The organism is Saccharopolyspora mangrovi (genome assembly GCF_035320975.1).
GTDB classification, from domain to species: domain Bacteria; phylum Actinomycetota; class Actinomycetes; order Mycobacteriales; family Pseudonocardiaceae; genus Saccharopolyspora; species Saccharopolyspora mangrovi.
In genome coordinates this window covers 340,180-364,768 of record NZ_JAWLNX010000003.1, presented here as the reverse complement: position 1 = coordinate 364,768, position 24,589 = coordinate 340,180, and the positions used below count along the sequence as shown (strand labels likewise).

Sequence of the window (24,589 nt, the reverse complement as noted above, 5' to 3'; positions counted from 1 at the left end):
GCCACCGAACCTCAGCGGCTCGGACGCGGACATGCCGGGTGCGACCCGGCGGTCACCAGCTGGTTGACTGCCGACTTCGGGTTGTCGCTGGTCACCAGGCCCTCGCCAACCAGCACGGCGTCGGCGCCGGAACCCGCGTAGGCCATCAGGTCGCTCGGGCCGCGAACACCGGACTCGGCGACCTTGAGGATGTCCTGCGGCAGCCCCGGAGCGATCCTGCCGAAGACGTCGCGGTCGACTTCGAGGGTATGCAGGTTGCGCGCGTTGATGCCAATGATTTTCGCGCCCGCCTCCAGCGCCCGGTCGGCCTCCTCGGCGGTGTGCACCTCGACCAGCGCGGCCATGCCCAGCGACTCCACCCGGTCCAGCAGCGCTTCCAGCACGTTCTGCTCGAGGGCGGCCACGATCAGCAGCACCATGTCCGCGCCGTGCGCGCGGGCCTCGTGCACCTGGTACGGGCTGACCACGAAGTCCTTGCGCAGGATCGGCGTCGCCGGGACCCGCTTGCGGACCGCGTCCAGGTCGGCCAGCGAACCGCCGAAGCGGCGCTGCTCGGTGAGCACGCTGATCACGCGCGCACCCGCGTCGGCGTAGTCGGCGGCGAGATCGGCCGGTTCGGCGATCACGGCCAGCTCGCCCTTGGACGGGCTGCGCCGCTTGACCTCGGCGATGACGCCCACGCCCTGCGCCTTGAGCGCCGCCAGCACGTCGTGCGGCGGCGCGGCCGCAGCCGAGAGCTGCTTGATCTCGTCGAACGGGATCGCCGACTCGCGTACCGCGAGATCCTCGCGGACGCCTTCGATGATGTCTTCCAGAACGGTCACGCGAACACCTCGCCGGCTGTGCCCCGAACACTCACCCGCAATGCCCAGACCCTGCTGAATGCGCGGTTGAACAACTTGCGCTCGATCACGACACTCCCCTTCCCGCCGTGCCGTCGCATGGCCGATGCTAAACCTCGCCGACCCGCCCCCTTACCAAGGGGTGGGCACGGAGTCCCAGCGCAACAAGGACCTTCGGCCCTGGTGCGAGGCGCGAGAACCGGCTCTCGACGACGTCGAACAGCAGTTTTGGCGACCCTGGAGATCCTTCAGCGATCGTCTTCGTCCGTGGGATCGCGCCCGGCGTCCAGTTCGTTCCACAACCGCCTGTCCGGATCCTGGGATTTCTGCTCCTTCGCGGCGCCCGGAGCCGAGTAGCGCGCGCCCATCGCCGGCATCCGGCCCGCGCGCACCACCACCAGCAGACCCGCGATCAGCAGCAGCAGCGCGCCCACGCCCATCAGAAGCGGCCCGAAGGGCGAGGTGGACAGCTCCCCGATCGGGGTGCTGCCCGGCGGGACGTCGCCCGTGGCGTGGACGAACCAGCCACCGCTGAACTGCTGGAAGGCGCGCCAGGCCAGCAGGGCCCCGGCCAGCGCGATCAGCACGCCCACCAGGCGGCGCAGCAGCCCGCCGGTGGCCAGCACCGCGGCGATGGCGGCCAGCGCCGCCAGCGCCATCGGTCCCAGTTCCGGGCGCAGCACCGCGCCGGTCGCGCCGCTGGTCGCCTCGGTGCCCATCGGCGTGCGGAAGCGCTGGCTCAGCCACGTCAGGCCCGAAGCGCCCCAGAGGGCACCGGCCCCGGCAAGCACCAGCAACAGCACCGACCAGAGCAAGCCCTTCGAGCGAGGCTCAGACTCGCTGGTCAACGCGTGCCTCCCGGTCGCCGGGCGCCGCCAGCGTTTCGGCCGTGGCCACGGCGTTGAGCACCGCGCGTGCCTTGTTCAGGCACTCCTGGTCCTCGGCCACCGGATCGGAGTCGGCCACGATGCCGCCACCGGCCTGCACGTAGGCGCGGCCGTCGCGGACCAGCGCGGTGCGGATGGCGATCGCGGTGTCGGCGTCCCCGGCGAAGTCCAGGTAGCCGACCACGCCGCCGTACTGGGCGCGACGCGTCGGCTCCAGCTCCTCGATCAGCTCCAGCGCGCGCGGTTTCGGCGCGCCCGAGAGCGTGCCCGCCGGGAAGCAGGCGGTGATCGCGTCGAACGCCGTCTTGTCGTCGGCCAGCTGCCCGGTGACGGTGGAGACGATGTGCATGACGTGGCTGTAGCGCTCGATGCGGAAGAAGTCGACCACCCGCACCGAACCCGGCTTGCAGACCCGGCCCAGGTCGTTGCGGCCCAGGTCGACCAGCATCAGGTGCTCGGCCCGCTCCTTCTCGTCGCTGAGCAGGTCCTTCTCCAGCACCGCGTCCTCGTCCTCGTCGGCGCCGCGCCAGCGGGTGCCCGCGATCGGGTGCGTGGTCGCCTGGCCGTCGTGCACGGTGACCAGCGATTCCGGGCTGGATCCGACGATGTCGAACGGGCTGCCGCCGTTCGGGTCGTCCAGCCGCAGCAGGTACATGTACGGGCTCGGGTTGGTGGTGCGCAGGACGCGGTAGATGTCCAGCGCGTCGGCCCGGGTGCCCATCTCGAAGCGCTGCGAGACCACCACCTGGAACGCCTCGCCCGCGCGGATGGCCTCCTTGGCCTTCTCCACCGCCGCGTGGTGCTCGTCGGGCTGCCGCTTGCGCTGGAAGTCCGGGACCGGCCGGGAGAACGTCGCCACCGTCGGCGCCGCCGGGGTCTGCAGCCGCTCGGTCATCTCGTCGAGCCGGCGCACCGCGTCGTCGTAGGCCGCGTCGACCCGCTCCGGGCTGTCGTCCCAGTTCACCGCGTTGGCGATGAGCGTGATCGTGCCTTCGTGGTGGTCCAGCGCCGCCAGGTCCGTGGCCAGCAGCATCACCATCTCGGGGATCTGCAGGTCGTCCTCGGTCAGGTTGGGCAGCCGCTCCAGCCTGCGCACGGCGTCGTAGCCCATGTAGCCGACCATGCCGCCGGTCAGCGGCGGCAGACCGGGCAGCGGATCGGTGTGCAGCAGCCGGACCGTCTCGCGCAGCGCCTGCAGCGGGTCGCCGCTGTCGGGCAGGCCGACCGGCGGCGTGCCCGTCCAGTGCGCTTCGTCGTCGCGGACGGTGAGGGCGGCGGCGCTGCGGGCGCCGATGAACGACCATCGCGACCAGGAACGACCGTTCTCGGCGGACTCGAACAGGAAGGTGCCGGGGCGGTTCCCGGCGAGCTTGCGGTAGACCCCGAGCGGGGTCTCGTCGTCCGCGAGCAACCGCCGCACCACCGGGATCACCCTGCGGTCCGCCGCCAGAGCTCGGAACTCCTCGCGTCCAGGGCTGATACTGCCGATCTCACCATCGCCGACCATGCCCGACATTGTGCCGCGCACCCGCCGGGCCCGGTGCGGGACCTCCGTTTTGCCTCTCCGGTGCCGGTGCGGCCAGGATGGACGGGTGAGCACGACCGAACCGAAGCGGCGCGGCCGCAGGCCCAACGGCGCCGACACCAAGGAGGCGCTGCTGACCGCCGCCCGCGAGGTGTTCGCCGAGCAGGGCTACGACGCGGCCACCGTCCGCGCCATCGCGAGCAGTGCCGGGGTGGACCCGGCGATGGTCAACCACTGGTTCGGCGGCAAGGAGGGCCTGTTCACCGCCGCGGTGCAGATCCCGATCAACCCGGCCGAGATCGTCCGCGAGGTGCTCGAAGGGCCGCGGGAGCAGATCGGTGAACGCATCATCCGGCGGTTCGTCACCGTCTGGGACGGCGTCGGCGGCGGGCAGTTCGCGGCGCTGATCCGCAGCGTCGCGGGCAACGAGCAGGCCGTGACGATGCTCCGCGAGTTCGTGCAGAACGTGCTGTTCAACCGCCTGGTCAAGGTGCTGGGGGTCGACCACCCCGAGATGCGGGTGGCGCTGTGCGGTTCGCAGCTCATCGGGCTGGGCATGGCCCGCTACGTGGTCCGCATCGACCCCCTCGCCTCGGCCGACGCCGACGCGGTCGCGGCCACCATCGGCCCCAACCTCCAGCACTACCTCACCGGAGACCTCCAGCTGCTCGCCTGAGCGCGGCCCGTTCGAACTTCGCGCGAAGTTCGAGCCCGAAAGCTCCGACTCGAATTTCGCGCGAAGTTCGAAAACCCCTGGGAAGTCAGTCCGCGGGCAGCAGGACGTCGGCGTCGAAGCAGGTGTGGTCGCCGGTGTGGCAGGCGGCGCCCTCCTGGTCGACCGAGAGCAGGACGGTGTCGCCGTCGCAGTCGAGGCGGACCTCGTGCACGTGCTGGGTGTGCCCGGAGGTCTCGCCCTTGACCCAGTAGGTGCCGCGGCTGCGGGAGAAGTAGGTGGCGCGGCGGGTGGTCAGCGTGCGGTGCAGCGCCTCGTCGTCCATCCACGCCATCATCAGCACCTCGCCGGTGCCGCGCTGCTGCGCGATGGCCGCGACGAGCCCGTCGGCGTTGCGCTTGAGCCGGCCGGCGATCTTCGGGTCGAGCTCGCTCATCGGACGGTGATCCCTTCCGCGCGCATGGCGTCCTTGACCTCGCCGATGCGCAGTTGTCCGAAGTGGAAGACGCTGGCGGCCAGCACCGCGTCCGCTCCGGCGTGCACGGCGGGCGCGAAGTGCTCGACCGCACCGGCACCGCCGCTGGCGATCAGCGGCACGTCGACGACCTCCCGCACCGCGCGGATCATCTCCAGGTCGAACCCGGCCTTGGTGCCGTCGGCGTCCATCGAGTTCAGCAGGATCTCGCCGACGCCCAGCTCCTGGCCCTTCGCGGCCCACTCGACCGCGCAGATACCGGTGCCCCGGCGTCCGCCGTGCGTGGTGACCTCGTAGCCGGACGGCGTGGGCTGCCCGCCCTCGGGCACCCGGCGGGCGTCGACCGACAGCACGACGCACTGCGCGCCGAACCGCTTCGAGGCCTCGTTGAGCAGCTCCGGACGCGCGATCGCAGCGGTGTTCAGGCTGACCTTGTCGGCCCCGGCCCGCAGCAGCCGGTTGATGTCCTCGGTGCTGCGCACGCCGCCGCCGACCGTCAGAGGGATGAACACCTGCTCGGCGGTCCGCCGGACCACGTCGAAGGTCGTCTCGCGGTCCGACGAGGACGCCGTGACGTCCAGGAAGGTCAGCTCGTCGGCGCCCTCGGTGTCGTAGGCCGAAGCCAGCTCCACCGGGTCACCCGCATCCCGGAGGTCGGTGAAGTTGACTCCCTTGACGACCCGTCCCTGGTCCACGTCCAGGCACGGGATCACACGCACAGCGACACCCATGCGCACCAGGGTAGAGCCAGGCTCAGCGCACGGCGGCGAGGGCTTCTTCCAAGGTGAAGTTCTGCGCGTAGAGGGCCTTGCCGACGATGGAGCCCTCGAGGCCGGCCGGGGCCAGCTGCGACAGGGCGACCAGGTCGTCGACGCTGGACACACCGCCGGAGGCGATCACCGGGGCGTCGGTGCGATCGCAGACCGCGCGCAGCAGCTCGGTGTTCGGGCCCTGCAGCGTGCCGTCCTTGCTGACGTCGGTGACGACGTAGCGGCGGCAGCCGGCGGCGTCGAGGCGGGCCAGCACCTCCCACAGGTCGCCGCCGTCCTTGGTCCAGCCGCGCGCGGCCAGTCGGTGGCCCTGATCGGTGATGCGCACGTCCAGGCCGACGGCCACCCGGTCGCCGTACTCGGCGACGACGCGGTCGGCCCACTCCGGGTTCTCCAGCGCGGCGGTGCCGAGGTTGACCCGCGCGCAGCCGGTGGCCAGCGCGGCCTCCAGGGAGGCGTCGTCGCGGATGCCGCCGGAGAGCTCGACCTGCACGTCCAGCTTCGCGGTCACCTCGGCCAGCAGCTCGCGGTTGCTGCCGCGGCCGAAGGCGGCGTCGAGGTCGACCAGGTGGACCCACTCCGCACCCGCGCGCTGCCACGTCAGCGCGGCCTCCAGCGGATCACCGTAGGAGGTCTCGGTACCGGCGGCGCCCTGCACGAGGCGGACGGCCTGGCCATCGGCAACATCAACAGCGGGAAGCAAAGTGAAGCTCACGCCCACAACCCTAATGACGCCGCGCCGACTCCGGGCACCCGGCCACCCCGGAGCAGCCGGATTCGAATTTCGCGCGAAGTTCGACCGCCGAAGTTGCGACTCGAATTTCGCGCGAAATTGGAATCCGCGCGTCCACGCAGGTCAGCGGCGGGACTTCTCGCTGCGGAGGATGGCCAGCAGCGGAACGCCCAGCACCAGCAGGCTCAGCGCAATCACTCCGAGCAGCGGCACCCCGGCCTGGATCAGGTACGGGCCGCCGACGGTGAAGGCGATGCCGACCGCGAGCACCAGCGCGATGATGCGGACCGCGTTCGGGCCGAACAGGCCGTGCCGCCGGGTCACAGCGTGTCCAGCCAGTTGCGCAGCAGCCGGGCACCGGCATCGCCGGACTTCTCCGGGTGGAACTGGGTGGCCATCAGCGCCCCGTTCTCCACGGCCGCGACGAACGGCTCGCCGTGCTCGGCCCAGGTCACCTGGGGCGGGGTGATCGAGTCGGAGCTCTCCAGCTCCCACTTGCGCACCGCGAAGGAGTGCACGAAGTAGAACCGCGTGTCGGCGTCCAGCCCGGCGAACAGCACGCTGTCCATCGGCGCCTGCACGGTGTTCCAGCCCATGTGCGGCAGCACGTCGGCCTGCAGCCGCTCGACCGTGCCGGGCCACTGGCCGCAGCCGTCGGCCTGCACGCCGTGCTCGACGCCCTGGCCGAACAGCACCTGCATGCCCACGCAGATGCCCAGCACCGGGCGGTCACCGGAGAGCCGCTGGTCGATGATCTTGTCGCCGCCGACCTCCAGCAGGCCATCCATGCAGGCGGCGAACGCGCCGACGCCGGGAACCACCAAGCCCTGCGCCTCGACGGCGGCACGATGGTCGGCGGTCACCTCGACGTCGGCGCCCGCGCGCTGCAGCGCGCGTTCGGCGGAGCGGAGGTTGCCTGATCCGTAGTCCAAGATGACGACTCGTGCCACGGGTTCAGGCTACCGGCCTCACGCCACGCGTTCGCCCGCCCCGTGCAGGAAGTGCTCCACCTCGCCCGCGATGCCGGTCGGCCCGAGCCCGTGGGCGGCCTCGTGCTCGTCGGCGGTGCCGTAGGCGCGCAGCTCGCGGTCCCGCCGCACGCCCAGCGACAGCACCCGGTGCGGGACGTCGGCCAGCGCGTCGGCGACCTCGTGCGTCGAGGTGCCGCGCAGGTACGGCTCGACCAGCACCACGTCCGATGTGGCCGCGCGCACGGCGGCGCGCAGGCCTTCGGCATCGAACGGCCGGATCGTGGCCGTGTAGAGGACGGTGACGTCCATCGCCGCGGTGGCCGCGAGCACCGGCGCCAGCATCGGCCCCACGGCGAGCACAACTCCCTCGCGGCCGTGCCGCACCTGCTGCCAGCCGGGCCCGGTCGCCAGCGGCTCGGCGTTGACGCGGTCGGAGAGCCGCAGGTAGACGGGCTCGTCGTGGCTGAACTCGCGGCCGAGCAGCGCGTCGACCTCCGCCGGGTGGCCGGGCACGTGCACGGTCCAGCCGGGCAGCGTGTCGATCAGCGCGACGTCGCCGGGAGCCATGTGCGTGCGCCCCGCCGCGGGGTAGTCGTAGGAGGCGCCGGTGCTGACGGCGATCGCCCCGACGCCCTGGTGGCCGAGGTCGAGCTTGAGCTGCTCGAAGGGCCGTTCCACCACGAACGGCGTGATCGAGTGCAGCACGGGCCGCATCCCGGCCAGCGCCAGTCCCCCGGCGACGCCGACCATCGCCTGCTCCCGGATGCCGACGTTGAACACGCGGTCGGCGTGCCGGTCGAGGGCGTCGGTGAAGCGGTCGGATGAGATCTCGGCCAGCACCAGGGCCACCCTGGGGTCGGCGTCCATCGCCTCGGTGGTGGTGCGCACGAACTGGTCGCGCATGCTCATCGGTTCCCTCCTCGGGGGTCGACCTCGGCGACGACCGCGAGCGGGCGGTCGGTCGTGGTGGTGGTCAGGGCCTGGTGCAGCGCGGTGTGGTCGCGGCCGTCGACGACGCGGGTGGCCCAGCCCTCGCGGGCGAAGCGGTCGGCGATGCCGCCCGGCCACCCGGTGCTGGAGGAGCGGTTGTCGATCACCACGGCGGTCAGCCGCCCCAGCCCCCAACGGCCGGCGACCTGGATGGCCTCGTGGTTGCTGCCCTCGTCGAGTTCGGCGTCGCCGACGAGCACGACCACGCGTGGCCCGTTGAGCCCTCGGGCGCGCAAGCCGAGGGTGACGCCGAGCGCGAGCGGGAGGCCGTGGCCGAGCGAGCCGCTGCCGATCTCCACGCCGGGTGCCAGCACCCGGTCGGGGTGGAAGCCGAGCCGGGAGTCGAACTCGCCGAAGCGGTCCAGCTCGTCCGGGTCGAGGAAGCCCTTGGCCGCCAGGACCGCGTAGTAGGCCATCGGCCCGTGGCCCTTGGACAGCAGGAAGCGGTCGCGCTGCGGGTCGTCGACGCGGTCGGGCCCGACCGACAGGACCTGGTCGTAGAGCACCCACAGCACGTCGAGGGTGGAGGTGGCGGCGGAGTCGTGCTTCTCGTCGCCGGTCATTCGGGTCATCAGCGGATGCAGGTCCGCGTACTGGTAGTCCGTCTCGATCGCCATGCGGTCCAGGGTGGAACTTCGAGTTAAGTCGAAGTCAAGGCTCCACCATCCTGGAGGTTTCCATTAGCCTGGCGGGCGTGACGAAACTTCCCGCGCTGCTGACCATCGGAGAGGTCGCGCACCGCAGCGGCGTCGCCCAGACCGCGCTGCGGTTCTACGAGGACCGCGGCCTGATCACCTCCACCCGCACCACCGGCAACCAGCGCCGCTACCAGCGGGCCGTGCTGCGCCGGCTGGCGTTCATCCGCGCCGCGCAACGCGTCGGGCTCAGCCTGGAGCAGATCTCCGACGCGCTGTCCACGCTCCCCGACGACCACGCGCCCACCAAGACCGACTGGTCACGGCTGTCCCGCCGCTGGCGCGACGAGCTCGACGCCCGCATCGACGGCCTGCAGCGCCTGCGCGACAACCTCACCGGATGCATCGGCTGCGGCTGCCTCTCGCTGCGCACCTGCATCCTCAACAACCCCGACGACCGCCAAGCCGAGAACGGCCCCGGCGCACCCCTCCTCCGCCCCCGGACCGACCACTCGGCCTGACGGATTACCGCCGTATTCCGGTACCCGATTACGGCGGTAATCCGTCCCCCGATTACGGCGGTAATCGGATCTCCCCACGGATGGGACGGCTCGCGCGTGGGGTTCGCCGGATTACCGCCGTAATCCGGCGGCGGATTACGGCGGTAATCCGGGTGGGGTCAGGACTCTCCGGTCCAGGTGTAGGTCATCTCGGGGCGGCCGACCGTGCCGTAGGTGGGGAGGCGTTCGACCACGCCCGTGCCGGAGAGGTATTCGAGGTAGCGGCGGGCCGTGACGCGGGAGACGCCCGCCGCCTCGCCCACGGCGCCCGCCGAGCCGCCGGAGGGCATGGCGCGGAGGGCGGTGACGACCGCGGCGAGCGTTTCCCCGCCCATGCCCTTGGGCAACGCCGCGCGATCCACTCCCCGGAGGGTCGAGAAGGCCCGGTCGATCTCGGCCTGGCCCTGGACCTCGCGGTCCTGGCCGAGGGTGGCGCGGAAGCGGGCGTAGTGCTCCAGCTTCTCGCGCATCGCGGCGAAGGTGAACGGCTTGAGCAGGTACTGCACCACGCCGCTGGAGACCGCCGCGCGCACCACCTTCAGGTCCCGGGCCGAGGTCACCGCGATGACGTCGATGGGCAGCCCGGCGGTGCGCAGCGCGCGGGCGACCTGCAGGCCGTCCATGTCCGGCAGCCGCAGGTCCAGCAGCACCAGATCGACCGAGGTGTGCTCCACGAACCGCAGCGCGGCCTGACCGGTGCGGACGCGCCCGGCCACGGTGAAGCCCTCGACCCGGCTGACGTAGGCCTCGTGCGCCTCGCCCGCCACCGGGTCGTCCTCGACCACCAGCACCGAGATCACCGCGACGCCCCCGGCAACCGGACGGTGAACACCGCGCCCCCGTCACCGCCGACGTCGATCGTGCCGCCGTGCCGCCGCACGCTCTGCCCGACCAGCGCCAACCCGAGGCCGCGGTCCCCGGACTTCGTCGACCAGCCGCGCTCGAACAGCTCGCCGGTGTCGGCGGGCACGCCGGGCCCGTTGTCGGCCACCCGGATCAGCAATCCGTCCGATGTGGACCGGATGGTGACCTCGACGCGCGGGTTCGGCCGGTCGGCGACGGCCTCCACGGCGTTGTCGATCAGGTTGCCGAGGATCGTCACCAGGTCCCGGGATTCGAGGTGCTCCAGCGCGGCGTCGTCGACCTCGGTGTCCTCGCTGAGCACGACCTCGACGCCCCGCTCCCCCGCCTCGGCGCTCTTGCCGAGCAGCAGCGCCGCCAGCACCGGCTCACCGACGGCGCCGACGACCTGGTCGGTGAGCCGCTGCGCGAGGTCGAGCTCGGAGGTGGCGAACCCGATGGCCTCCTCGGTGCGGCCGAGCTCGATTAGCGAGACGACGGTGTGCAGCCGGTTCGCCGACTCGTGGGCCTGCGAGCGCAGCGACTCGGCGAAGCCGCGCATCGAGTCGAGCTCGCCGCTGAGCGCTTGCAGCTCGGTGTGGTCCCGCAGCGTGACGACGCTGCCCAGGTCCCGCCCGCCGCTGCGCACCGGGGAGGCGTTGACCAGCAGCACCCGGTCGTCGGTGAGGTGCACCTCGTCGCGGACGGTGCGGCGGCCGAGAGCGTCCATAAGGGACGGCGGCAGGTCCAACCGGGACACCTGCTCGCCTTCGACCTCGGCGGGACCCAGCGAAAGCAGCACAGCGGCACCATCGTTGCACAAGGTGACCCGCCCGTCCGGTCCCACCAGCAGCAGGCCTTCGCGCACCGCGTGCAGGATCGCGTCGTGGTACTCGTACATCCGCGACAGCTCCGCCGGTCGCATGCCGTGGGTGTGCCGCCGGATCCGCGCGTTCACCAGGTACGTTAACGCCCCGCCGAGCAGCAGCGCCCCGCCCGCGACGAGCACCAGCACGGTCATCTGCCTGCGGAGCTCGTCGGTGAGCACCCGCACGGTGATGCCGTCGGCCACGAGCCCCACGAGCTGGGGGCCGCGGTGCACCGGGACGACCGCGCGCACCGACGGGCCCAGCGTCCCGGTGTAGGTCTCGACGAGGGTCCGGGTGGGGTCGATGTTGCCGCGGAACGGCTTGCCGATGCGCGACGGGTCGGGGTGGGTGTGCCGGATGCCCTGCGGCGACATGATCGTGATGAAGTCGACCCCGGTCTCGGCCCTGACCCGCTCGGCCATCGGCTGCAGGGTCGCGCTCGGATCCGGACCGGCGAGGGCGTCGGCCACTGCCGGCTGCGCGGCCAGCGTGCGGGCGACCGCCACGACCTCGTCGCGCGCGGCGGCTTCCGTGCGGCGGTCAGCGTCGTACCAGGCCAGGGCGGCTCCGGCGAGCACGACGACGGCCACGACGATGATCTGCAGCACGAACAGCTGTCGCGCGAGGCTCCACCGCGGGCGGAACTGGTTGCGGTACCTGGACATCACTTACTCATGTCGACGACGTGAACAGAATGAACGAAAGCGAGACGGGGTCGATGCAAAGCTCGCATAGTCTCCGTCCAGATCGTCCCGTGACCTGGGACACGCACGGTGAATCGTATGTGACCAGGAGACACCGGCCCCGCAAGGAGTTCAACAGTGGCTAGCAATGATGCTGCGCCGACGAAACGTCGGGACAGAACGCACTACCTGTACATCGCGGTGATCGTCGCCGTGGTGGCGGGCATCGCCGTCGGATTCGTGGCCCCCGACGTCGGCAAGGCGCTCAAACCGCTGGGCACCGGCTTCGTGAGCCTGATCAAGATGATGATCTCGCCGATCATCTTCTGCACGATCGTGCTCGGTGTCGGCAGCGTCCGCAAGGCCGCCAAGGTCGGCCGGGTGGGCGGTCTGGCGCTCGCCTACTTCGTGATCATGTCCGTGGTGGCGCTGGTCATCGGCCTGGTCGTCGGCAACGTGCTGCACCCGGGCGAGGGGCTGCAGATCACCCAGGAGCTGCGCGGCTCGGGTGCTGAGCAGGCCGGCGAGGAGTCGCAGACCACCACCGAGTTCCTGCTCGGGATCATCCCGAAGACGCTGGTCTCCGCGCTGACCGAGGGCGAGGTGCTGCAGACGCTGCTGGTGGCGCTGCTGGCCGGTTTCGCGCTGCAGGGCATGGGCGAGAAGGGCCAGCCGATCCTGCGCGGCATCGAGCACGTCCAGCGCCTGGTGTTCAAGATCCTGGCGATGGTCATGTGGGTCGCCCCGATCGGCGCGTTCGGCGCGATCGCGGCCGTGGTCGGCGCCACCGGCGTGGACGCCCTCAAGGGCCTCGCGGTGATCATGCTCGGCTTCTACACGACGTGCGCGGTGTTCATCTTCGTCGTGCTGGGCGCGGTGCTGTGGCTGTTCGCGCGGGTCAACATCTTCTCCCTGCTGCGCTACCTGGGCCGCGAGTTCCTGCTGATCCTGTCGACGTCGTCGTCGGAGGCCGCGCTGCCGCGGCTGATCGCCAAGATGGAGCACCTGGGCGTGAGCAAGCCGGTCGTGGGCATCACGGTGCCCACCGGCTACTCGTTCAACCTCGACGGCACGATGATCTACCTGACGATGTCGTCGCTGTTCATCGCCACCGCCCTGGGCGACCCGCTGTCGCTCGGCGAGCAGGTCGGTCTGCTGCTGTTCATGATGATCGCGTCGAAGGGCGCGGCGGGCGTCAGCGGCGCCGGTCTGGCCACCCTGGCCGGCGGTCTGCAGTCGCACCGGCCGGAGCTGCTCGACGGCGTCGGCCTGATCGTGGGCATCGACCGGTTCATGTCCGAGGCCCGCGCCCTGACGAACTTCGCGGGCAACGCCGTCGCCACGGTGCTCATCGGGTCCTGGACCAAGGAGCTCGACCGCGCGCAGATGCAGCAGGTGTTCACCGGCAGCGCGCCGTTCAACGAGCAGACCTTCGTCGACGACGGAGGCGTCACCGAGGAGAGGACCGCCGAGAAGGTCTGACCCCGCTGACGTGCGAACCGCCCCTCGTCCCCTCCGAGGGGCGGTTTCGCGTTTCTCGGGACTACTCGACGACGTCGGGTTCGGCCTTGCCGAGGATCCTGCGGTGGAAGGTCGCGTCCCCGGAAGCGGTGACCTCGAGGTCGTAGTGGCCGTGCGGGGCGGGCCAGAACAGCGGCACGGCTCCCCCGGCCGCGAGCTGGACGCGCTTCTCGTGCTCGGCGTGGGCGAGGGCGCGCAGGTCGAGCACGGCTTCGTGCGGACCGTTGTTGCGGAGTTCGAGCGCGAGGCCGCGCGCGGTGTGGCGGGCCTGGACGTCGACCGCGGCGGCGCTGCCGAGCAGCGAGCCGCGGAGCTCCATCCGGAGGTCGCCCGGGCCTTCGACGGTGACGTGGTAGTGCCCGGTGACCGGGATCGGCACGAACTTCTCACCGAGCACGTCGACGTGGCACGGTTCGGCGGCTTCGCCGTGGCGGTCGTGGATCGCGAAGCGCGCGAAGTCGGGGCCGACGTAGCCCAGGCGCACCGCGACCGCCTCACCGTCCACGACACCACCGACCTGCGGCTGGGACGTCGCGGCCACGCCGAGCCGCTCGGTCACCGGGACGTCGGAACGGGAAGAAGCGCGCACACGCCCGATCGTCACCCCGTCAAGACACCGGGAGGCGGACTTCCGATGTCCACGAGGTGAACCAGACCTCTCAGCGAGGCGACATGACCCTCCGCCGCAACCCGACTACCTGCGGTGATGCCTCGGAGGATTCCAATTTCGCGCGAAGTTCGAGCCGGAACTCCGGGCGTCGAACTTCGCGCGAAATTCGAAGAGAGCCCCGCGCGGGTGACGCTCGTGCGGGGGTGCTCGTTACAGGGCGCCCTTGGTGGAGGGGACGACTCCGGCGAAGCGGGGGTCGGGTTCCACGGCCGCGCGCAGGGCGCGGGCGATGGCCTTGTACTGGGCCTCGGCGATGTGGTGCGGGTCGCGGCCGTGGATCACCCGGGTGTGCAGGTTGATCTGCGAGTGGAAGGCCAGCGACTCGAACACGTGCCGGTTGAGCACGAACGGGTAGTTCCCGCCGATGGTGAAGGTGTTGTACTCCTCCGGCTCACCGGTCATCACGCAGTAGGAGCGCCCGGAGACGTCCACGGCGGCGTGCGCCAGGGTCTCGTCCATCGGGATCCAGGCGTCGCCGAAGCGGCGGATGCCCTTCTTGTCGCCCAGCGCCTGGCGCAGCGCCTGGCCGAGCACGATCGCGGTGTCCTCGACCGTGTGGTGGGCGTCGATGTGGATGTCGCCGCTGGACTTGACCTCGAGGTCGAACGCGGCGTGCGTGCCCAGGGCGGTGAGCATGTGGTCGTAGAACGGGACCGTGGTGTCGACGTCGACCTGGCCGGTGCCGTCGAGGTCGAGCTCGACCAGCACCGACGACTCCTTGGTGGTGCGCTCGACGCGGCCGACCCGCGTACCGGGCTGGAAAGTGCTCACCGTTCGATCTCCTCGATGACTTCCTTGCTCGCCGCCAGGAACGCGTCGTTCTCGGCGGGCGTGCCGATGGTGACCCGCAAGTGACCGGGGATGCCGACGTCGCGGATCAGCACGTCGGAGTCCAGGTAGCGCTGCCAGGCGCGGTGCGCGTCGGCGAAGCGCCCGAACAGCACGAAGTTGGCGTCGCTGGGCGCCGGGGTGAACCCCAGCTCGGTCAGCGCGGCCACGACGCGCTCGCGCTCGTCGATCAGCGCGCGCACCGAACCCAGCGTCGCCTCGGCGTGCCGGAGCGCGGCGCGGGCGGCGGCCTGGGTGATCGCCGAGAGGTGGTATGGCAGCCTGACCAGCAGCAACGCCTCGATCATCGCCGGTGCTGCGGCGAGGTAGCCGAGCCGTCCGCCGGCGAAGGCGAAGGCCTTGCTCATGGTGCGGCTGACGATGACCTTCGTTGGGTACCGCTCGATCAGCTCAACCGCGCTGGGCTGCGCGGAGAACTCGGCGTAGGCCTCGTCCACCACGACCACGCCCGGCGCGGCCTCCAGGACCGCCAGCAGGTCCGCCGGCGCGATCGACTGGCCGGTCGGGTTGTTCGGGCTGGTCACGAACACCACGTCGGGCTGCTTCTCGGCGACCAGGCGGGCCGCTTCGGCGCCGTCGAGGCTGAAGTCCGCCCGACGCGGCGCAGGCAGCCAGTCGGTGCGGGTGCCCGCCGACAGGATCGGGTGCATCGAGTACGAGGGCTCGAAGCCCAGCGCGGTGCGCCCGGGCCCGCCGAAGGCCTGCAGGATCTGCTGGAGCACCTCGTTGGAACCGTTGGCGGCCCAGACGTTCTCGGTCGCCAACGACACCCCGGTCGCCTCGGTCAGGTAGGCGGCGAGGTCGGCGCGCAGCGCCGTGGCGTCGCGGTCCGGGTACCGGTGCAGGTCAGCGGCAGCTTCTTGGACCGCCGCGGTCACGTCGGCGACGAGTTCCGGCGGCGGCGGGTAGGGGTTCTCGTTGGTGTTCAGCCGGACCGAGACGTCCAGCTGCGGGGCCCCGTAGGGGCTGCGGCCGCGCAGGTCCTCCCGCAGCGGCAGGTCGGCCAGCGTCGTGTCGGCGCCGAGCACGTCACTCATGGGTGTCCTTCGCAGGGGGATTCAGAAGCGGGCGGTCACGGCCTGGCCGTGCGCGGGCAGGTCCTCGGCGTCGGCGAGGGCGACGACCTGGTCCGCGACGTCGCGCAGCGCCTGCTCGCTGTAGGAGATGACGTGGATGCCGCGCAGGAAGCTCTGCACGCTCAGGCCCGAGGAGTGCCGGGCGCAACCACCGGTGGGCAGCACGTGGTTCGAGCCGGCGCAGTAGTCGCCGAGCGAGACCGGCGCGTACGGGCCGACGAAGATCGCGCCCGCGTTGCGGATCCGCGCGGCGACCGCCTCGGCGTCGGCGGTCTGGATCTCCAGGTGCTCGGCGGCGTAGGCGTCGACCACGCGCACCCCGTCGTCGATGCCGGAGACCAGGATGCAGCCGGACTGCCGCCCGGTCAGGGCGGTGCGGATGCGCTCGACGTGCTTGGTCTGGGCGACCTGGCGCTCCAGCTCCGCGTCGACGGCGTCGGCCAGCTCCGGCGAGGTCGTGACCAGCACGCTCGCGGCGAGCGTGTCGTGCTCGGCCTGGCTGATCAGGTCTGCGGCGACGTGCACCGGGTCGGCGGTGCCGTCGGCCAGCACCGCGATCTCGGTGGGTCCGGCCTCGGAGTCGATGCCGATGAGGCTGCGCAGGTGGCGCTTGGCGGCGGTGACGTAGACGTTGCCGGGACCGGTGACCATGTCGGCGGGCAGCAGCTCGGCGCCGTCGGTGTCGTGACCGCCGTAGGCCAGCAGCGCCACGGCCTGCGCACCGCCGACCGCCCAGACCTCCTCGACGCCGAGCAGCTGCGCGGCGGCCAGGATCGTCGGGTGCGGCAGGCCGCCGAACTCGGCCTGCGGCGGGCTGCACACGACCAGCGACTCGACACCGGCGGTCTGCGCCGGGACGACGTTCATGACCACGCTCGACGGGTAGACGGCGAGCCCGCCCGGCGCGTAGAGGCCGACGCGGGCGACCGGCACCCAGCGCTCGGTGACCGTGCCGCCGGGCACGACCTGGGTGGTGCTGTCGGTGCGCCGCTGGTCGGCGTGCACGCGGCGGGCGCGCGCGATGGACTCCTCCAGCGCGGAGCGCACGGTGCGGTCGAGCTCGTCGAGGGCGCGGCTGAGCTCCTCGGCGGGCACCCGCACCCGCTCGGGCCGGACGCCGTCGAACTTCTCGGTGTGGTCGAGCACGGCCTCGACGCCCCGGTCGCGGATGTCCTCGATCACCGGCCGGACCCGATGCAGCACGTGCTCGACGTCCATCTCGGCGCGCGGCAGCGTCGCGCGCAGCTCGACGGTGGACGGAACACGACCGCGCAGGTCGGAGCGGGTGAGCATGGGCAACCTTTCCGGGCGGGGAACTACACCGACCAGGGTAATCGCCGCCCACCCCCGGTGTCCGCGAACCCGGCCCCGGGTCACACCGACACTCCGGCCGCGTGTCGGCACCCGCTGTGAAATGGGAAAACGTTCATGTGACGGCTATAGTTCGCCATCCGGTTGCCATTGGTCTCCACCTCTTGGAATCTTCGTTGGTCACCTCCAGTGATCGATCGGAGATCCGATGTTCAGTTCACGGCGCAAGGCAGCACTGGTGGCCGCGGCCGCCGGGCTCGTCCTTCTGGCACCGGTTCAGGCGGGCCTGGCCGCAGAACCGACCGGTGCGTCCGCTCAGGACAGGGCCGTCTACACGGTCCCCAACACCGACAGCGCATCCCGCACGGAGATCAACCGCAGCGGCGCGGAGGTCCTCGGGGTCACCAAGGACCGCGTCGCCACCGTGGAGGCGACGGGGGCGGAGGCCGAGCAGCTGCGCGCTCGCGGCTTCCAGCTCACCGAGCAGACCAAGGTCGCCGATTCGCTGAAGCGCCGCAACGGCGTCGAGCCGAAGGTGCCGGGCGACTTCCCGCCCGGCGACGAGGCGTACCACAACTACGACGAGATGGTCGCCGAGCTCGACAAGACCGTGGCCGACCACCCGGACATCGCGGCGAAGGTCAGCGCGGGCAAGTCGTTCGAGAACCGCGACATCCCGGTGCTCAAGATCAGCGACAACGTGGCCACCGACGAGGACGAGCCCGAGGTCCTGTTCGACTGCAACCAGCACGCCCGTGAGCACCTGACCACGGAGATGTGCCTGCACATCGCGCAGCGGTTCACCGACAACTACGCGGACCCGGCGGTGAAGGACTCGGTCGACAACCGGGAGATCTGGATCATCCCGTCGGTCAACCCGGACGGTTCGACCTTCGACGTGGCCTCGGGCGAGTACCAGGGCTGGCGCAAGAACCGCCAGGACCAGGGCACCGATACCAACCGCAACTGGGGCCACAAGTGGGGCTGCTGCGGCGGTTCCAGCGATGACCCGGCCGACGAGACCTACCGGGGCACCGCGGCGTGGTCCGCGCCGGAGACGGCGGCGATGCGCGACTTCATCGACTCGCGCGTGGTGGGCGGCACCCAGCAGATCAAGGCGGCGGTCGACTTCCACACCTACTCCGAGCTCGTGCTCTGGCCCTTCGGCCACACCCCGGACGACGTGACCGAGGGCATGACCCAGCAGGAGCACGACCGGTTCGCCAAGGTCGGCACCGAGATGGCGCAGACCAACGGCTACACGCCGCAGCAGTCCAGCGACCTGTACGTCACCGACGGCGACAGCCTCGACTGGATGTGGGGCCAGCACAAGATCCTGGCGTTCACCTTCGAGATGTACCCGGCCAACGGCGGTGGTCTCGACGGCTTCTACCCGCCTGGCGACGTGATCGAGCGGGAGACCGCTCGCAACGACGCCGCAGTGGACGTCCTGCTGCGCGAGGCGGGCGCCTGACCCGTCCAGGAGGGGGATCGGGAGGGCCCGGGGTGTGCGCACCCCGGGCCCTTTCTCCCGCGATAATGGGCGCATGACCACCGCGACGACGATCCGTCCGCCCGCACTGGTGCGCCGTGGCTCGTGGATCTACTGCCCGCTGCTCGGCGCGACGGCGGGGTTCCTGCTGCGGGTGGCCGCGGCGTGGGTCGCGGGGCTGCCGTGGGCGCCGTTCCAGGGCGTGTTCGAGCTGGCGGCCTCGGGCGCGGACCCGTGGGGGATGCTGGTGGCCATCGCGCTGGGCGCGCTGATCGGCCTGGGTTTCGCGGGCCTGCTCGCCCAGGAGCGGCTGACGGTGGTGGTCGGCCCGGAGCAGGTGGTGCTGGCGACCGGCCGCAACGCGCACGAGATCCCCGCCGCGGGGGTCGACGCGGCGTTCACCGAGCGCGGCCACCTGGTGCTGCTGGACGGCACCGGCGCCGAGCTGGCGCGCCGGAAGTCGGGCCTGGACCGCTCGGCGCTGCGCGACGCGTTCCGCGAGCACGGCTACCGCTGGCGCGACGCGGACCCCTACGCGGGGCACTACAAGCTGTGGACCGAGGACGCGCCGGAGCTGTCGCTGCGGGCCAACGCCCTGATGGCCGATCGCGATCGAGCCTTGCGCAGGCGCGACCACAAGGAGGCCGCGCTGCTGCGAACTCAACTGGCGGAGCGGGGAATCGTCCTCCGAGACGGCCACCGCAAGCAGTACTGGCGAAAAACCGACAGCTGACGCACCAAACCCAACCCACCGTCAGGCAACCGGCGAAGCCGGTTTCTCTTTGCCCCACCTAAGACGCTGGCACCGCCGCGGGTTCTGAGCGGCTTCGTGGCGAGCACGCCGCGACGCCGTGTATTGGACATACATCAGGAGCGGCGCGCGGAGTCCACGGAGCCGCTCAGGTTCCGCTACCCGCACCGCCAAGCAAGCCGAGTAGGCAAAAAATCAAGAAAGCATCAGGACGATGGTGCCCACTACGATTCCTGCTACTACGACCGCAGCGGCCACCATCATGAGGAGGCGCATCTGGGGGCGGTCACCGGCGGCTTCGTTGTGCACTCGCTCGCGCCACTGGATGAAGGTGGTGCCTTCTTGCTCGCTCACGTCTGCTCCTGAGAGTCGTTCGTACTTCCTAGAGCGGCTCCCCGAGCACCGCGTTGCGCCACGATCTCATATCAACTCGGATACGTGAACCACACGGTGGGCCCAGCGAGTCAGCAGCGCCTCGTCGTGGCTGATGGCCAACACGCCGGTGTTGTTTTCCCGGGTTTGCCGGTCGACGACCCGCACGAGAGCGGCCGTGGTGGAAGCGTCGAGCATGGCCGTCATCTCGTCGCACACCAGGTAGCGGGGCCGCGGGGCGAGCGCGCGGGCCAGGCACGCGCGTTGCAGCTGACCGTCGCTGACCTCGTGCGGCCGGCGGGTGAGGAGTTCGCCGGTGAGGCCCACTTCGTCGGTGATCTCGGCGATGTCGGCGGGTTCTCCGTTGGCCAGCAGGGGTTCGGCGATGATTTCGCGGAGCGTGAAGCGCGGGTCGACGGCGGGTCGCGGGTGCTGGAAGACGATTCCGATGGCCCTTCGCGTTTCCGGGGGCGTGCGGTGCCGAAAACCCGTGATGTCACCGCCATCGAGCGACACCCGTCCGGACCAGGGACGGTGCAGCAGCGCCAGCACGCGTCCCAGCGTGGACTTGCCCGAGCCGCTGGGCCCGGCCAGGCCGAGCACTTCACCTGCGGCGATGTCGATGCTCGCGCCGTCGACGACCGGTCGCCCGCGGCGGTAGCCGACGACGAGGTCGGTGGCGCTCAGCACGGCGCGTGGGCGGCGATCCACCGATCGCCTCGGGCGAGCAGTTCCGGATCTCCCGTGCAGGGCGCGAATCCCGGCTGGTCCGGACGGCGTTGGCAGTACACGCAGCCCCACTCCTGTTCGACGCGGTCGAGTTCGGTCAACGACGGCGGGTGGCCGGGGATCGGCTCGAACCCGCTTTCCGGCAGCGCTGCCAGCAGCCCTGCGGTGTAGGGGTGCCAGGGCTCGTTCAGCACCTGCTCGGCCGGCCCGGCTTCGACGATGCGGCTGGCGTACATCACGGCCACGTCGGTGGCGACGCGGCGGGCGGCGGCCAGGTCGTGGGTGATGAGCAGGACCGCGCGGTCGTCGGTGGCGGCCTCGGCGAGCAGGTCGACGGTGCGGTGCACCAGCGGCCGGTCCAGGCCGGTGGTCGGCTCGTCGGCGAGGACGATCCGCGGGTCGCCCGCCAGCGCCAGCGCGAGCGCGACGCGCTGCGCCATGCCGCCGGAGAGCTCGTGCGGGTAGCGGTCCAGGTCGGCGGGGTCGAGGCCGACGCGCTCGGCGAGCTCGTCGGCGTCGCTGGGGCCGCGCAGCGCGTCGACGGTCTCGACGAGCTGGGCGCGGGCGGTGCGCACCGGGGTGAGGTGGGTGCTCGCCGACTGCGGGACGAGTCCGATGCGTCGGCCGCGAATCCGCCCGGCCAGCAGCGGTTCCGGGGCCGACAGCAGGTCGGTTCCGTCGTCGAGCAGCGCCTGGCCGCGGGTTTCGGCGTTGCCGGGCAGCAGTCCCAGCAGCGCGGAGGCCAGAACCGACTTGCCGCAACCGGATTCGCCGACCAGCGCCAGCACCCGGCCGGGCCGCAACCGCAGGGTCGCGTCGCTGACGGCCCGCACCAGCACACCGCGCGGCAGTCGGAAGCGGACCGAGAGGCGTTGCAGCGTCAGCAGATCGGTCACCTCGGGGGCTCGGGTGTGGGTCACAGCGACAGCTCCGATCGTCGTCGCGGCACGATCCGGTCCCGCCAGGTCGCGGCCAGTCCCGACACCGCCAGCGTGGTGATCACCAGCAGCGCCGACGGGAACAGCACGATCCACCAGGCTCCCAGCAGCACGGCGTCGCGGCCGTCGCCGAGGATGTTGCCGATGCTGGCCAGGTGCGGTGGCAGGCCGAGGCCGAGGAAGCTCAGCGCGGTCTCGTGCCACACCGCGTGCGGCACCAGCAGCACCGCCGACAGCGCGGCCTGCGGCACGATCGCGGGCAGCAGGTGCCTGCGCAGGATCCGGGTCCGCGAGGAGCCGCCGGCGATCGCGGCGTCGATGTGGGGCCGCTGGCGCAGCGACAGGACCTCCGAGCGCACGATGCGCGCGACCGTCGTCCAGTGCGTCAGGGCGATCGAGCAGATCACCGCCACCAGGCTCCCCCGGTACAGCGCGACGATGACCACGCCCAGCAGCAGGTGCGGCACCGAGTTGACGGTGTCGACCAGGCGCATCAGCAGCCGGTCGGTCCAGCCGCCGAGCCCGCCGGCCACGACGCCGACCAGCGAACCGAGCACTGTGGACACCAGCGCGCTGAACGCGGCCACCAGCAGCGACACCCGCAGTCCCGACATGGACTGCACGAACAGGTCGCGGCCGTTGGAGTCGGTGCCGAAGGGGTGCGCGAGGCCGGGCGCGAGGCGGATCTCCTCGTAGCTCACGCCCTGCCCGCCCAGCAGCACCGGCACGAGCACCGCGCCGAGCACCAGCAGTGCGAGCGCGATGACGGACGCGCGCAGGCGGGTGTGCGGGCGGGCGCGGGAGACACCGGCGCGGCCCGCGGGTTTCCAGGTCTGCTCAGCCATCTGCGGCCACCCTCGGGTCGAGCAGGACCGCGGCGACGTCGGCCAGCAGCGAGCCCAGCAGCACGGCGGCGGTGGCCACCAGGGTCACCATCGCCAGCAGCGGGTAGTCCACGGCGGTCGCGGCGGTGACCACCGCACCGGCCAGGCCGGGCCAGGAGAAGACCTCCTCGACCAGCACCGTCCCGGTGACCAGTTCCGGGATGCGGGCGCCGATCAGGGTCACGAACGGCAGCAGCGCGGTCGGCAGGGCGTGCCGCAGCACCACGACGCGCTCGGCGAGTCCGCGCGCCCGGGCACCGGTGACGTGGTCCTCGGACAGCGAGCCGAGCATCGACTGCCGGACGTGCAGCACCAGCCACGGGGTCTGGGAGACGCCCAGCACCAGGGCGGGCAGCGCGAGGTGCTCGGCGACCTGCCCGAAGGAGGTCTGCTGCCCGGCATCGGTCAGACCCGCCACCGGCAGCCAGCCCAGGCCCAGCGAGAACACCGCGATCGACAGCAGCGCCAGCACGAACGGCGGGACGCCTTCCAGGGCGTGCCCGACGGCGGTGACCAGTCGGTCCACCGCACCGCCCTGCCGCCAGGCCGCGATCGTGCCGCCGACCAGCGCGAAGAGCACCGCGAGGGCGAGTCCGGTGGTGGCGAGCAGCGCGGTCCACGGCAGCCGCTCGGCGACGACCTGGGCGACGGGCTGGCGCATCGACCGCGACACCCCGAGGTCCCCGGTGAGCAGCCCGCTGAACCACTGCCAGAACTGCTCCAGCACGGGCCGGTCGAGGCCGAGCTCGGCGCGCACCCGGGCCACGTCGGTGGCCGAGGCGGTGAACAGCCGCACCCCGAAGTACTGGTCGACCGGGTCGAACGGCGAGGCGGCGGCCAGCAGGAACACGCCGAGCGCGACGATCACCAGCACCGGGACGGCGAAGGCCAGGCGCCGCAGCACCAGGCGCGTGATCGCCCGGGTCATGCGCGCGGTTTCCAGGTCTCGACGTTCCACCACGGTCCCCAGGTGGTGCCGTGGGTGTGCGGCTCGATCGGCGGCTGGTAGCCGGTGAAGGAACCGTCGCGCAGCACGTAGCTGTGGTCGATGAACGCCAGGTACACCAGGCCCGGGTCGGCGACGTAGGCGCGCTGCGCCTGCCGGTAGAGCTCGGCGCGCTTGGCCGGGTCGAGCTCGCGGCGGGCTGCGTCCAGCGCGGTGTCGACCTCGGCGTTGCGGTACTGACCTGGGTTGTTGTAGGTGCCGGTGCCGATCGCCGAGGAGCTCAGGCTGGAGTAGACCTGCGGGTCCGGGTCCATCGGGTTGCCGCCGCCGAGCACGATGCCGTCGGTGCCCAGTCGGCCGGGGACCGCGGAGCGGTCCACCCCGGCGAGCTCCACCTCGATGCCGACCTCGCGGGCGTCGGAGGCGAAACCCGTTGCCAGGTCGCGGCGGAGGCTGTCGTCGGCGAAGTACATGACGGTGAACTTCGCGCGGGTGCCGTTGCGCTCGCGGATGCCGTCGGAGCCGACTCGCCACCCGGCGTCGTCGAGGATCCGGCCCGCCTGCTGAGGGTCGTGGGCGAAGGTCGCGGCGGGCTCGTGGTTGGCGCCCATCGACGGCGGAACCGGTGCGTAGGCGGGTTTTCCGCGCCCGCCGAGCAGCGCCTTGATCATGCCCTCCCGGTCCACGGCGAAGTTCAGCGCGGTGCGGACCGCGCGGTCACCGGCGACGGGATGGGTGTTGGGCAGCGCGATGCTGCGGTAGTCCGCGGTCTCGTGGTGCACGACGCGGAAACCGTCGCGCGCGGCGCCTTCGGCGAGCACCGGCGGGAGCACGGTGCCGTCGAACTCGCCGGCCGCTAACCGCTGGGCGCGGGTGTTGTCGTCCTTGGCGAACACGACGGTGATGTCGTGGACCGAGGGTGCGCCGCCCCAGTAGTCGGGATTGGCGGTCCAGGTCATCTGGTCGCCCTGGCGCCACTCCACCAACTTGTACGGGCCGGTGCCGACGGGGCGGGTGTTGAGCGGCGAGTTCTCCTGCGACGACGGGGTTTTCAGCGCCTCGTTCGGCAGGATGCCCAGCACGAGCTTGGACGGCCAGGCGGAGTAGGGGAACTTCAGGTCGAAGCGAACGGTGTGCGGGTCGACGGCCTGAACTCCGGCGAGCACGTCGTAGTCGGAGGAGATCGTGGAGGCGTAGGCCGGGTCGGTCGCCGCGCGGTAGGTGGCCACCACGTCCTCGGCGTCGAAGGGCGTGCCGTCGTGGAACTTCACGCCGTCGCGCAGCTTCACGGTCCAGCTGGTGGCGTCGGCGTTGGACTGCGGCGGCTGCACCGCCAGCGCGGGCCGCAGCTGCGCCCGCCCGTCGAAGGCGAGCAGCCCGTCGTAGAACTTCGCCGCCCCTTCCGCTCCGTACCCGAGCAGCGGGTTCAAGCTCTCCGGCTCGTACCCGTCGGCCAGCAGCATCGCCCCGGGTTCCCCTGGCTGCGAAGGCGCAGCGCACCCCGCCGCCACAACCCCCGCGACGAGCGATAACCCCACGACCAGACTCCGACGTTTCAGCACTCATGCACCATAAGGGCTATTGCAACTCATACTCA

At 71.5% G+C, this 24,589-nt stretch carries 27 protein-coding genes; 5 read left to right on the top strand and 22 right to left on the bottom strand.

The window, feature by feature from the left end; translation table 11 throughout:
- Window positions 1-11 precede the first annotated feature (11 nt).
- The 3 genes from trpC to R4I43_RS06615 form a co-directional block, all read right to left on the bottom strand.
- Window positions 12-824, bottom strand: coding sequence for an indole-3-glycerol phosphate synthase TrpC (trpC, locus tag R4I43_RS06625; RefSeq protein WP_324264616.1), 813 nt, complete (start codon window positions 822-824; stop codon window positions 12-14).
- Between the two features lie 266 nt (window positions 825-1,090).
- Entirely contained in the window at window positions 1,091-1,690 is a 600-nt protein-coding gene (locus tag R4I43_RS06620) for a Trp biosynthesis-associated membrane protein (RefSeq protein WP_324264615.1), read from the bottom strand.
- Window positions 1,674-3,236 carry an anthranilate synthase component I gene (locus R4I43_RS06615; protein ID WP_324264614.1) on the bottom strand — a complete coding sequence of 521 codons (1,563 nt, stop codon included), beginning with the start codon at window positions 3,234-3,236 and terminating at the stop codon, window positions 1,674-1,676. Before R4I43_RS06615 ends, R4I43_RS06620 begins: the two co-directional genes overlap by 17 nt.
- 85 nt (window positions 3,237-3,321) lie before the next feature.
- Between R4I43_RS06615 and R4I43_RS06610 the strand changes: the two genes are divergently transcribed.
- Window positions 3,322-3,930: a TetR/AcrR family transcriptional regulator gene (locus R4I43_RS06610; RefSeq protein WP_324264613.1), complete on the top strand. Its 609-nt coding sequence runs from the start codon at window positions 3,322-3,324 to the stop codon at window positions 3,928-3,930.
- 85 nt (window positions 3,931-4,015) lie between these two features.
- Here the strand turns inward: R4I43_RS06610 and hisI are convergent, their stop codons facing one another.
- The 7 genes from hisI to R4I43_RS06575 form a co-directional block, all read right to left on the bottom strand.
- Entirely contained in the window at window positions 4,016-4,363 is a 348-nt protein-coding gene (gene hisI / locus R4I43_RS06605; RefSeq protein WP_324264612.1) for a phosphoribosyl-AMP cyclohydrolase, read from the bottom strand.
- The gene (hisF, locus tag R4I43_RS06600; RefSeq protein WP_324264611.1) at window positions 4,360-5,133 is read right to left on the bottom strand and encodes an imidazole glycerol phosphate synthase subunit HisF; all 774 of its coding nucleotides are present in this window, start codon (window positions 5,131-5,133) and stop codon (window positions 4,360-4,362) included. The genes hisI and hisF overlap by 4 nt, the downstream gene beginning before the upstream one ends.
- 22 nt (window positions 5,134-5,155) lie before the next feature.
- Window positions 5,156-5,887, bottom strand: a complete 732-nt coding sequence (gene priA, locus R4I43_RS06595) for a bifunctional 1-(5-phosphoribosyl)-5-((5-phosphoribosylamino)methylideneamino)imidazole-4-carboxamide isomerase/phosphoribosylanthranilate isomerase PriA (RefSeq protein ID WP_324264610.1) — start codon at window positions 5,885-5,887, stop codon at window positions 5,156-5,158.
- Window positions 5,888-6,028: 141 nt separating this feature from the next.
- Window positions 6,029-6,229, bottom strand: coding sequence for a hypothetical protein (locus R4I43_RS06590; RefSeq protein WP_324264609.1), 201 nt, complete (start codon window positions 6,227-6,229; stop codon window positions 6,029-6,031).
- Entirely contained in the window at window positions 6,226-6,855 is a 630-nt protein-coding gene (gene hisH / locus R4I43_RS06585) for an imidazole glycerol phosphate synthase subunit HisH (protein WP_324264608.1), read from the bottom strand. Before hisH ends, R4I43_RS06590 begins: the two co-directional genes overlap by 4 nt.
- 18 nt (window positions 6,856-6,873) lie before the next feature.
- Window positions 6,874-7,785: a transketolase family protein gene (locus R4I43_RS06580; protein ID WP_324264607.1), complete on the bottom strand. Its 912-nt coding sequence runs from the start codon at window positions 7,783-7,785 to the stop codon at window positions 6,874-6,876.
- The gene (locus R4I43_RS06575; protein ID WP_324264606.1) at window positions 7,782-8,483 is read right to left on the bottom strand and encodes a thiamine pyrophosphate-dependent enzyme; all 702 of its coding nucleotides are present in this window, start codon (window positions 8,481-8,483) and stop codon (window positions 7,782-7,784) included. Before R4I43_RS06575 ends, R4I43_RS06580 begins: the two co-directional genes overlap by 4 nt.
- A 77-nt stretch (window positions 8,484-8,560) precedes the next feature.
- On the opposite strand from R4I43_RS06575, the gene soxR reads away from it, so the two are divergent.
- Complete coding sequence (gene soxR, locus R4I43_RS06570) at window positions 8,561-9,022, top strand: redox-sensitive transcriptional activator SoxR (protein WP_324264605.1); 462 nt, start codon at window positions 8,561-8,563, stop codon at window positions 9,020-9,022.
- Window positions 9,023-9,180: 158 nt separating this feature from the next.
- Here soxR and R4I43_RS06565 read toward each other — a convergent pair whose 3' ends face one another.
- The gene (locus R4I43_RS06565) at window positions 9,181-9,861 is read right to left on the bottom strand and encodes a response regulator (protein WP_324264604.1); all 681 of its coding nucleotides are present in this window, start codon (window positions 9,859-9,861) and stop codon (window positions 9,181-9,183) included.
- A complete protein-coding gene (locus R4I43_RS06560) occupies window positions 9,858-11,435 on the bottom strand; it encodes a sensor histidine kinase (protein ID WP_324264603.1) in 1,578 nt (525 codons plus the stop codon). The genes R4I43_RS06565 and R4I43_RS06560 overlap by 4 nt, the downstream gene beginning before the upstream one ends.
- Before the next feature lie 156 nt (window positions 11,436-11,591).
- Between R4I43_RS06560 and R4I43_RS06555 the strand changes: the two genes are divergently transcribed.
- Window positions 11,592-12,935, top strand: a complete 1,344-nt coding sequence (locus R4I43_RS06555) for a cation:dicarboxylate symporter family transporter (protein WP_324264602.1) — start codon at window positions 11,592-11,594, stop codon at window positions 12,933-12,935.
- Between the two features lie 61 nt (window positions 12,936-12,996).
- Here the strand turns inward: R4I43_RS06555 and R4I43_RS06550 are convergent, their stop codons facing one another.
- From R4I43_RS06550 to hisD, 4 genes are all read right to left on the bottom strand, one after another.
- Window positions 12,997-13,563 (bottom strand): phospholipase domain-containing protein, encoded by a 567-nt coding sequence (locus R4I43_RS06550; RefSeq protein WP_324264601.1) that lies wholly within the window; start codon window positions 13,561-13,563, stop codon window positions 12,997-12,999.
- Window positions 13,564-13,794: 231 nt separating this feature from the next.
- Window positions 13,795-14,415, bottom strand: a complete 621-nt coding sequence (gene hisB / locus R4I43_RS06545; protein WP_324264600.1) for an imidazoleglycerol-phosphate dehydratase HisB — start codon at window positions 14,413-14,415, stop codon at window positions 13,795-13,797.
- Window positions 14,412-15,530, bottom strand: coding sequence for a histidinol-phosphate transaminase (locus tag R4I43_RS06540; protein WP_324264599.1), 1,119 nt, complete (start codon window positions 15,528-15,530; stop codon window positions 14,412-14,414). The genes hisB and R4I43_RS06540 overlap by 4 nt, the downstream gene beginning before the upstream one ends.
- Window positions 15,531-15,551: 21 nt before the next feature.
- Entirely contained in the window at window positions 15,552-16,862 is a 1,311-nt protein-coding gene (hisD, locus tag R4I43_RS06535; RefSeq protein WP_324264598.1) for a histidinol dehydrogenase, read from the bottom strand.
- Between the two features lie 226 nt (window positions 16,863-17,088).
- Between hisD and R4I43_RS06530 the strand changes: the two genes are divergently transcribed.
- The gene (locus R4I43_RS06530; RefSeq protein WP_324264597.1) at window positions 17,089-18,354 is read left to right on the top strand and encodes a M14 family metallopeptidase; all 1,266 of its coding nucleotides are present in this window, start codon (window positions 17,089-17,091) and stop codon (window positions 18,352-18,354) included.
- A gap of 73 nt (window positions 18,355-18,427) precedes the next feature.
- Window positions 18,428-19,105, top strand: coding sequence for a YqeB family protein (locus R4I43_RS06525; RefSeq protein ID WP_324264596.1), 678 nt, complete (start codon window positions 18,428-18,430; stop codon window positions 19,103-19,105).
- A gap of 213 nt (window positions 19,106-19,318) precedes the next feature.
- On the opposite strand, the gene R4I43_RS06520 is transcribed toward R4I43_RS06525, so the two are convergent.
- From R4I43_RS06520 to R4I43_RS06495, 6 genes are all read right to left on the bottom strand, one after another.
- Window positions 19,319-19,477, bottom strand: coding sequence for a hypothetical protein (locus R4I43_RS06520; RefSeq protein WP_324264595.1), 159 nt, complete (start codon window positions 19,475-19,477; stop codon window positions 19,319-19,321).
- Window positions 19,478-19,543: 66 nt separating this feature from the next.
- On the bottom strand, window positions 19,544-20,206 hold the full coding sequence (locus tag R4I43_RS06515; RefSeq protein ID WP_324264594.1) for an ABC transporter ATP-binding protein: 663 nt from the start codon (window positions 20,204-20,206) through the stop codon (window positions 19,544-19,546).
- Window positions 20,179-21,144: an ABC transporter ATP-binding protein gene (locus R4I43_RS06510; RefSeq protein WP_324264593.1), complete on the bottom strand. Its 966-nt coding sequence runs from the start codon at window positions 21,142-21,144 to the stop codon at window positions 20,179-20,181. Before R4I43_RS06510 ends, R4I43_RS06515 begins: the two co-directional genes overlap by 28 nt.
- On the bottom strand, window positions 21,141-22,007 hold the full coding sequence (locus tag R4I43_RS06505) for an ABC transporter permease (RefSeq protein ID WP_324264592.1): 867 nt from the start codon (window positions 22,005-22,007) through the stop codon (window positions 21,141-21,143). The genes R4I43_RS06510 and R4I43_RS06505 overlap by 4 nt, the downstream gene beginning before the upstream one ends.
- The gene (locus tag R4I43_RS06500; protein ID WP_324264591.1) at window positions 22,000-22,974 is read right to left on the bottom strand and encodes an ABC transporter permease; all 975 of its coding nucleotides are present in this window, start codon (window positions 22,972-22,974) and stop codon (window positions 22,000-22,002) included. The genes R4I43_RS06505 and R4I43_RS06500 overlap by 8 nt, the downstream gene beginning before the upstream one ends.
- On the bottom strand, window positions 22,971-24,455 hold the full coding sequence (locus R4I43_RS06495; protein ID WP_324264590.1) for an ABC transporter substrate-binding protein: 1,485 nt from the start codon (window positions 24,453-24,455) through the stop codon (window positions 22,971-22,973). The genes R4I43_RS06500 and R4I43_RS06495 overlap by 4 nt, the downstream gene beginning before the upstream one ends.
- Window positions 24,456-24,589: the final 134 nt, after the last annotated feature.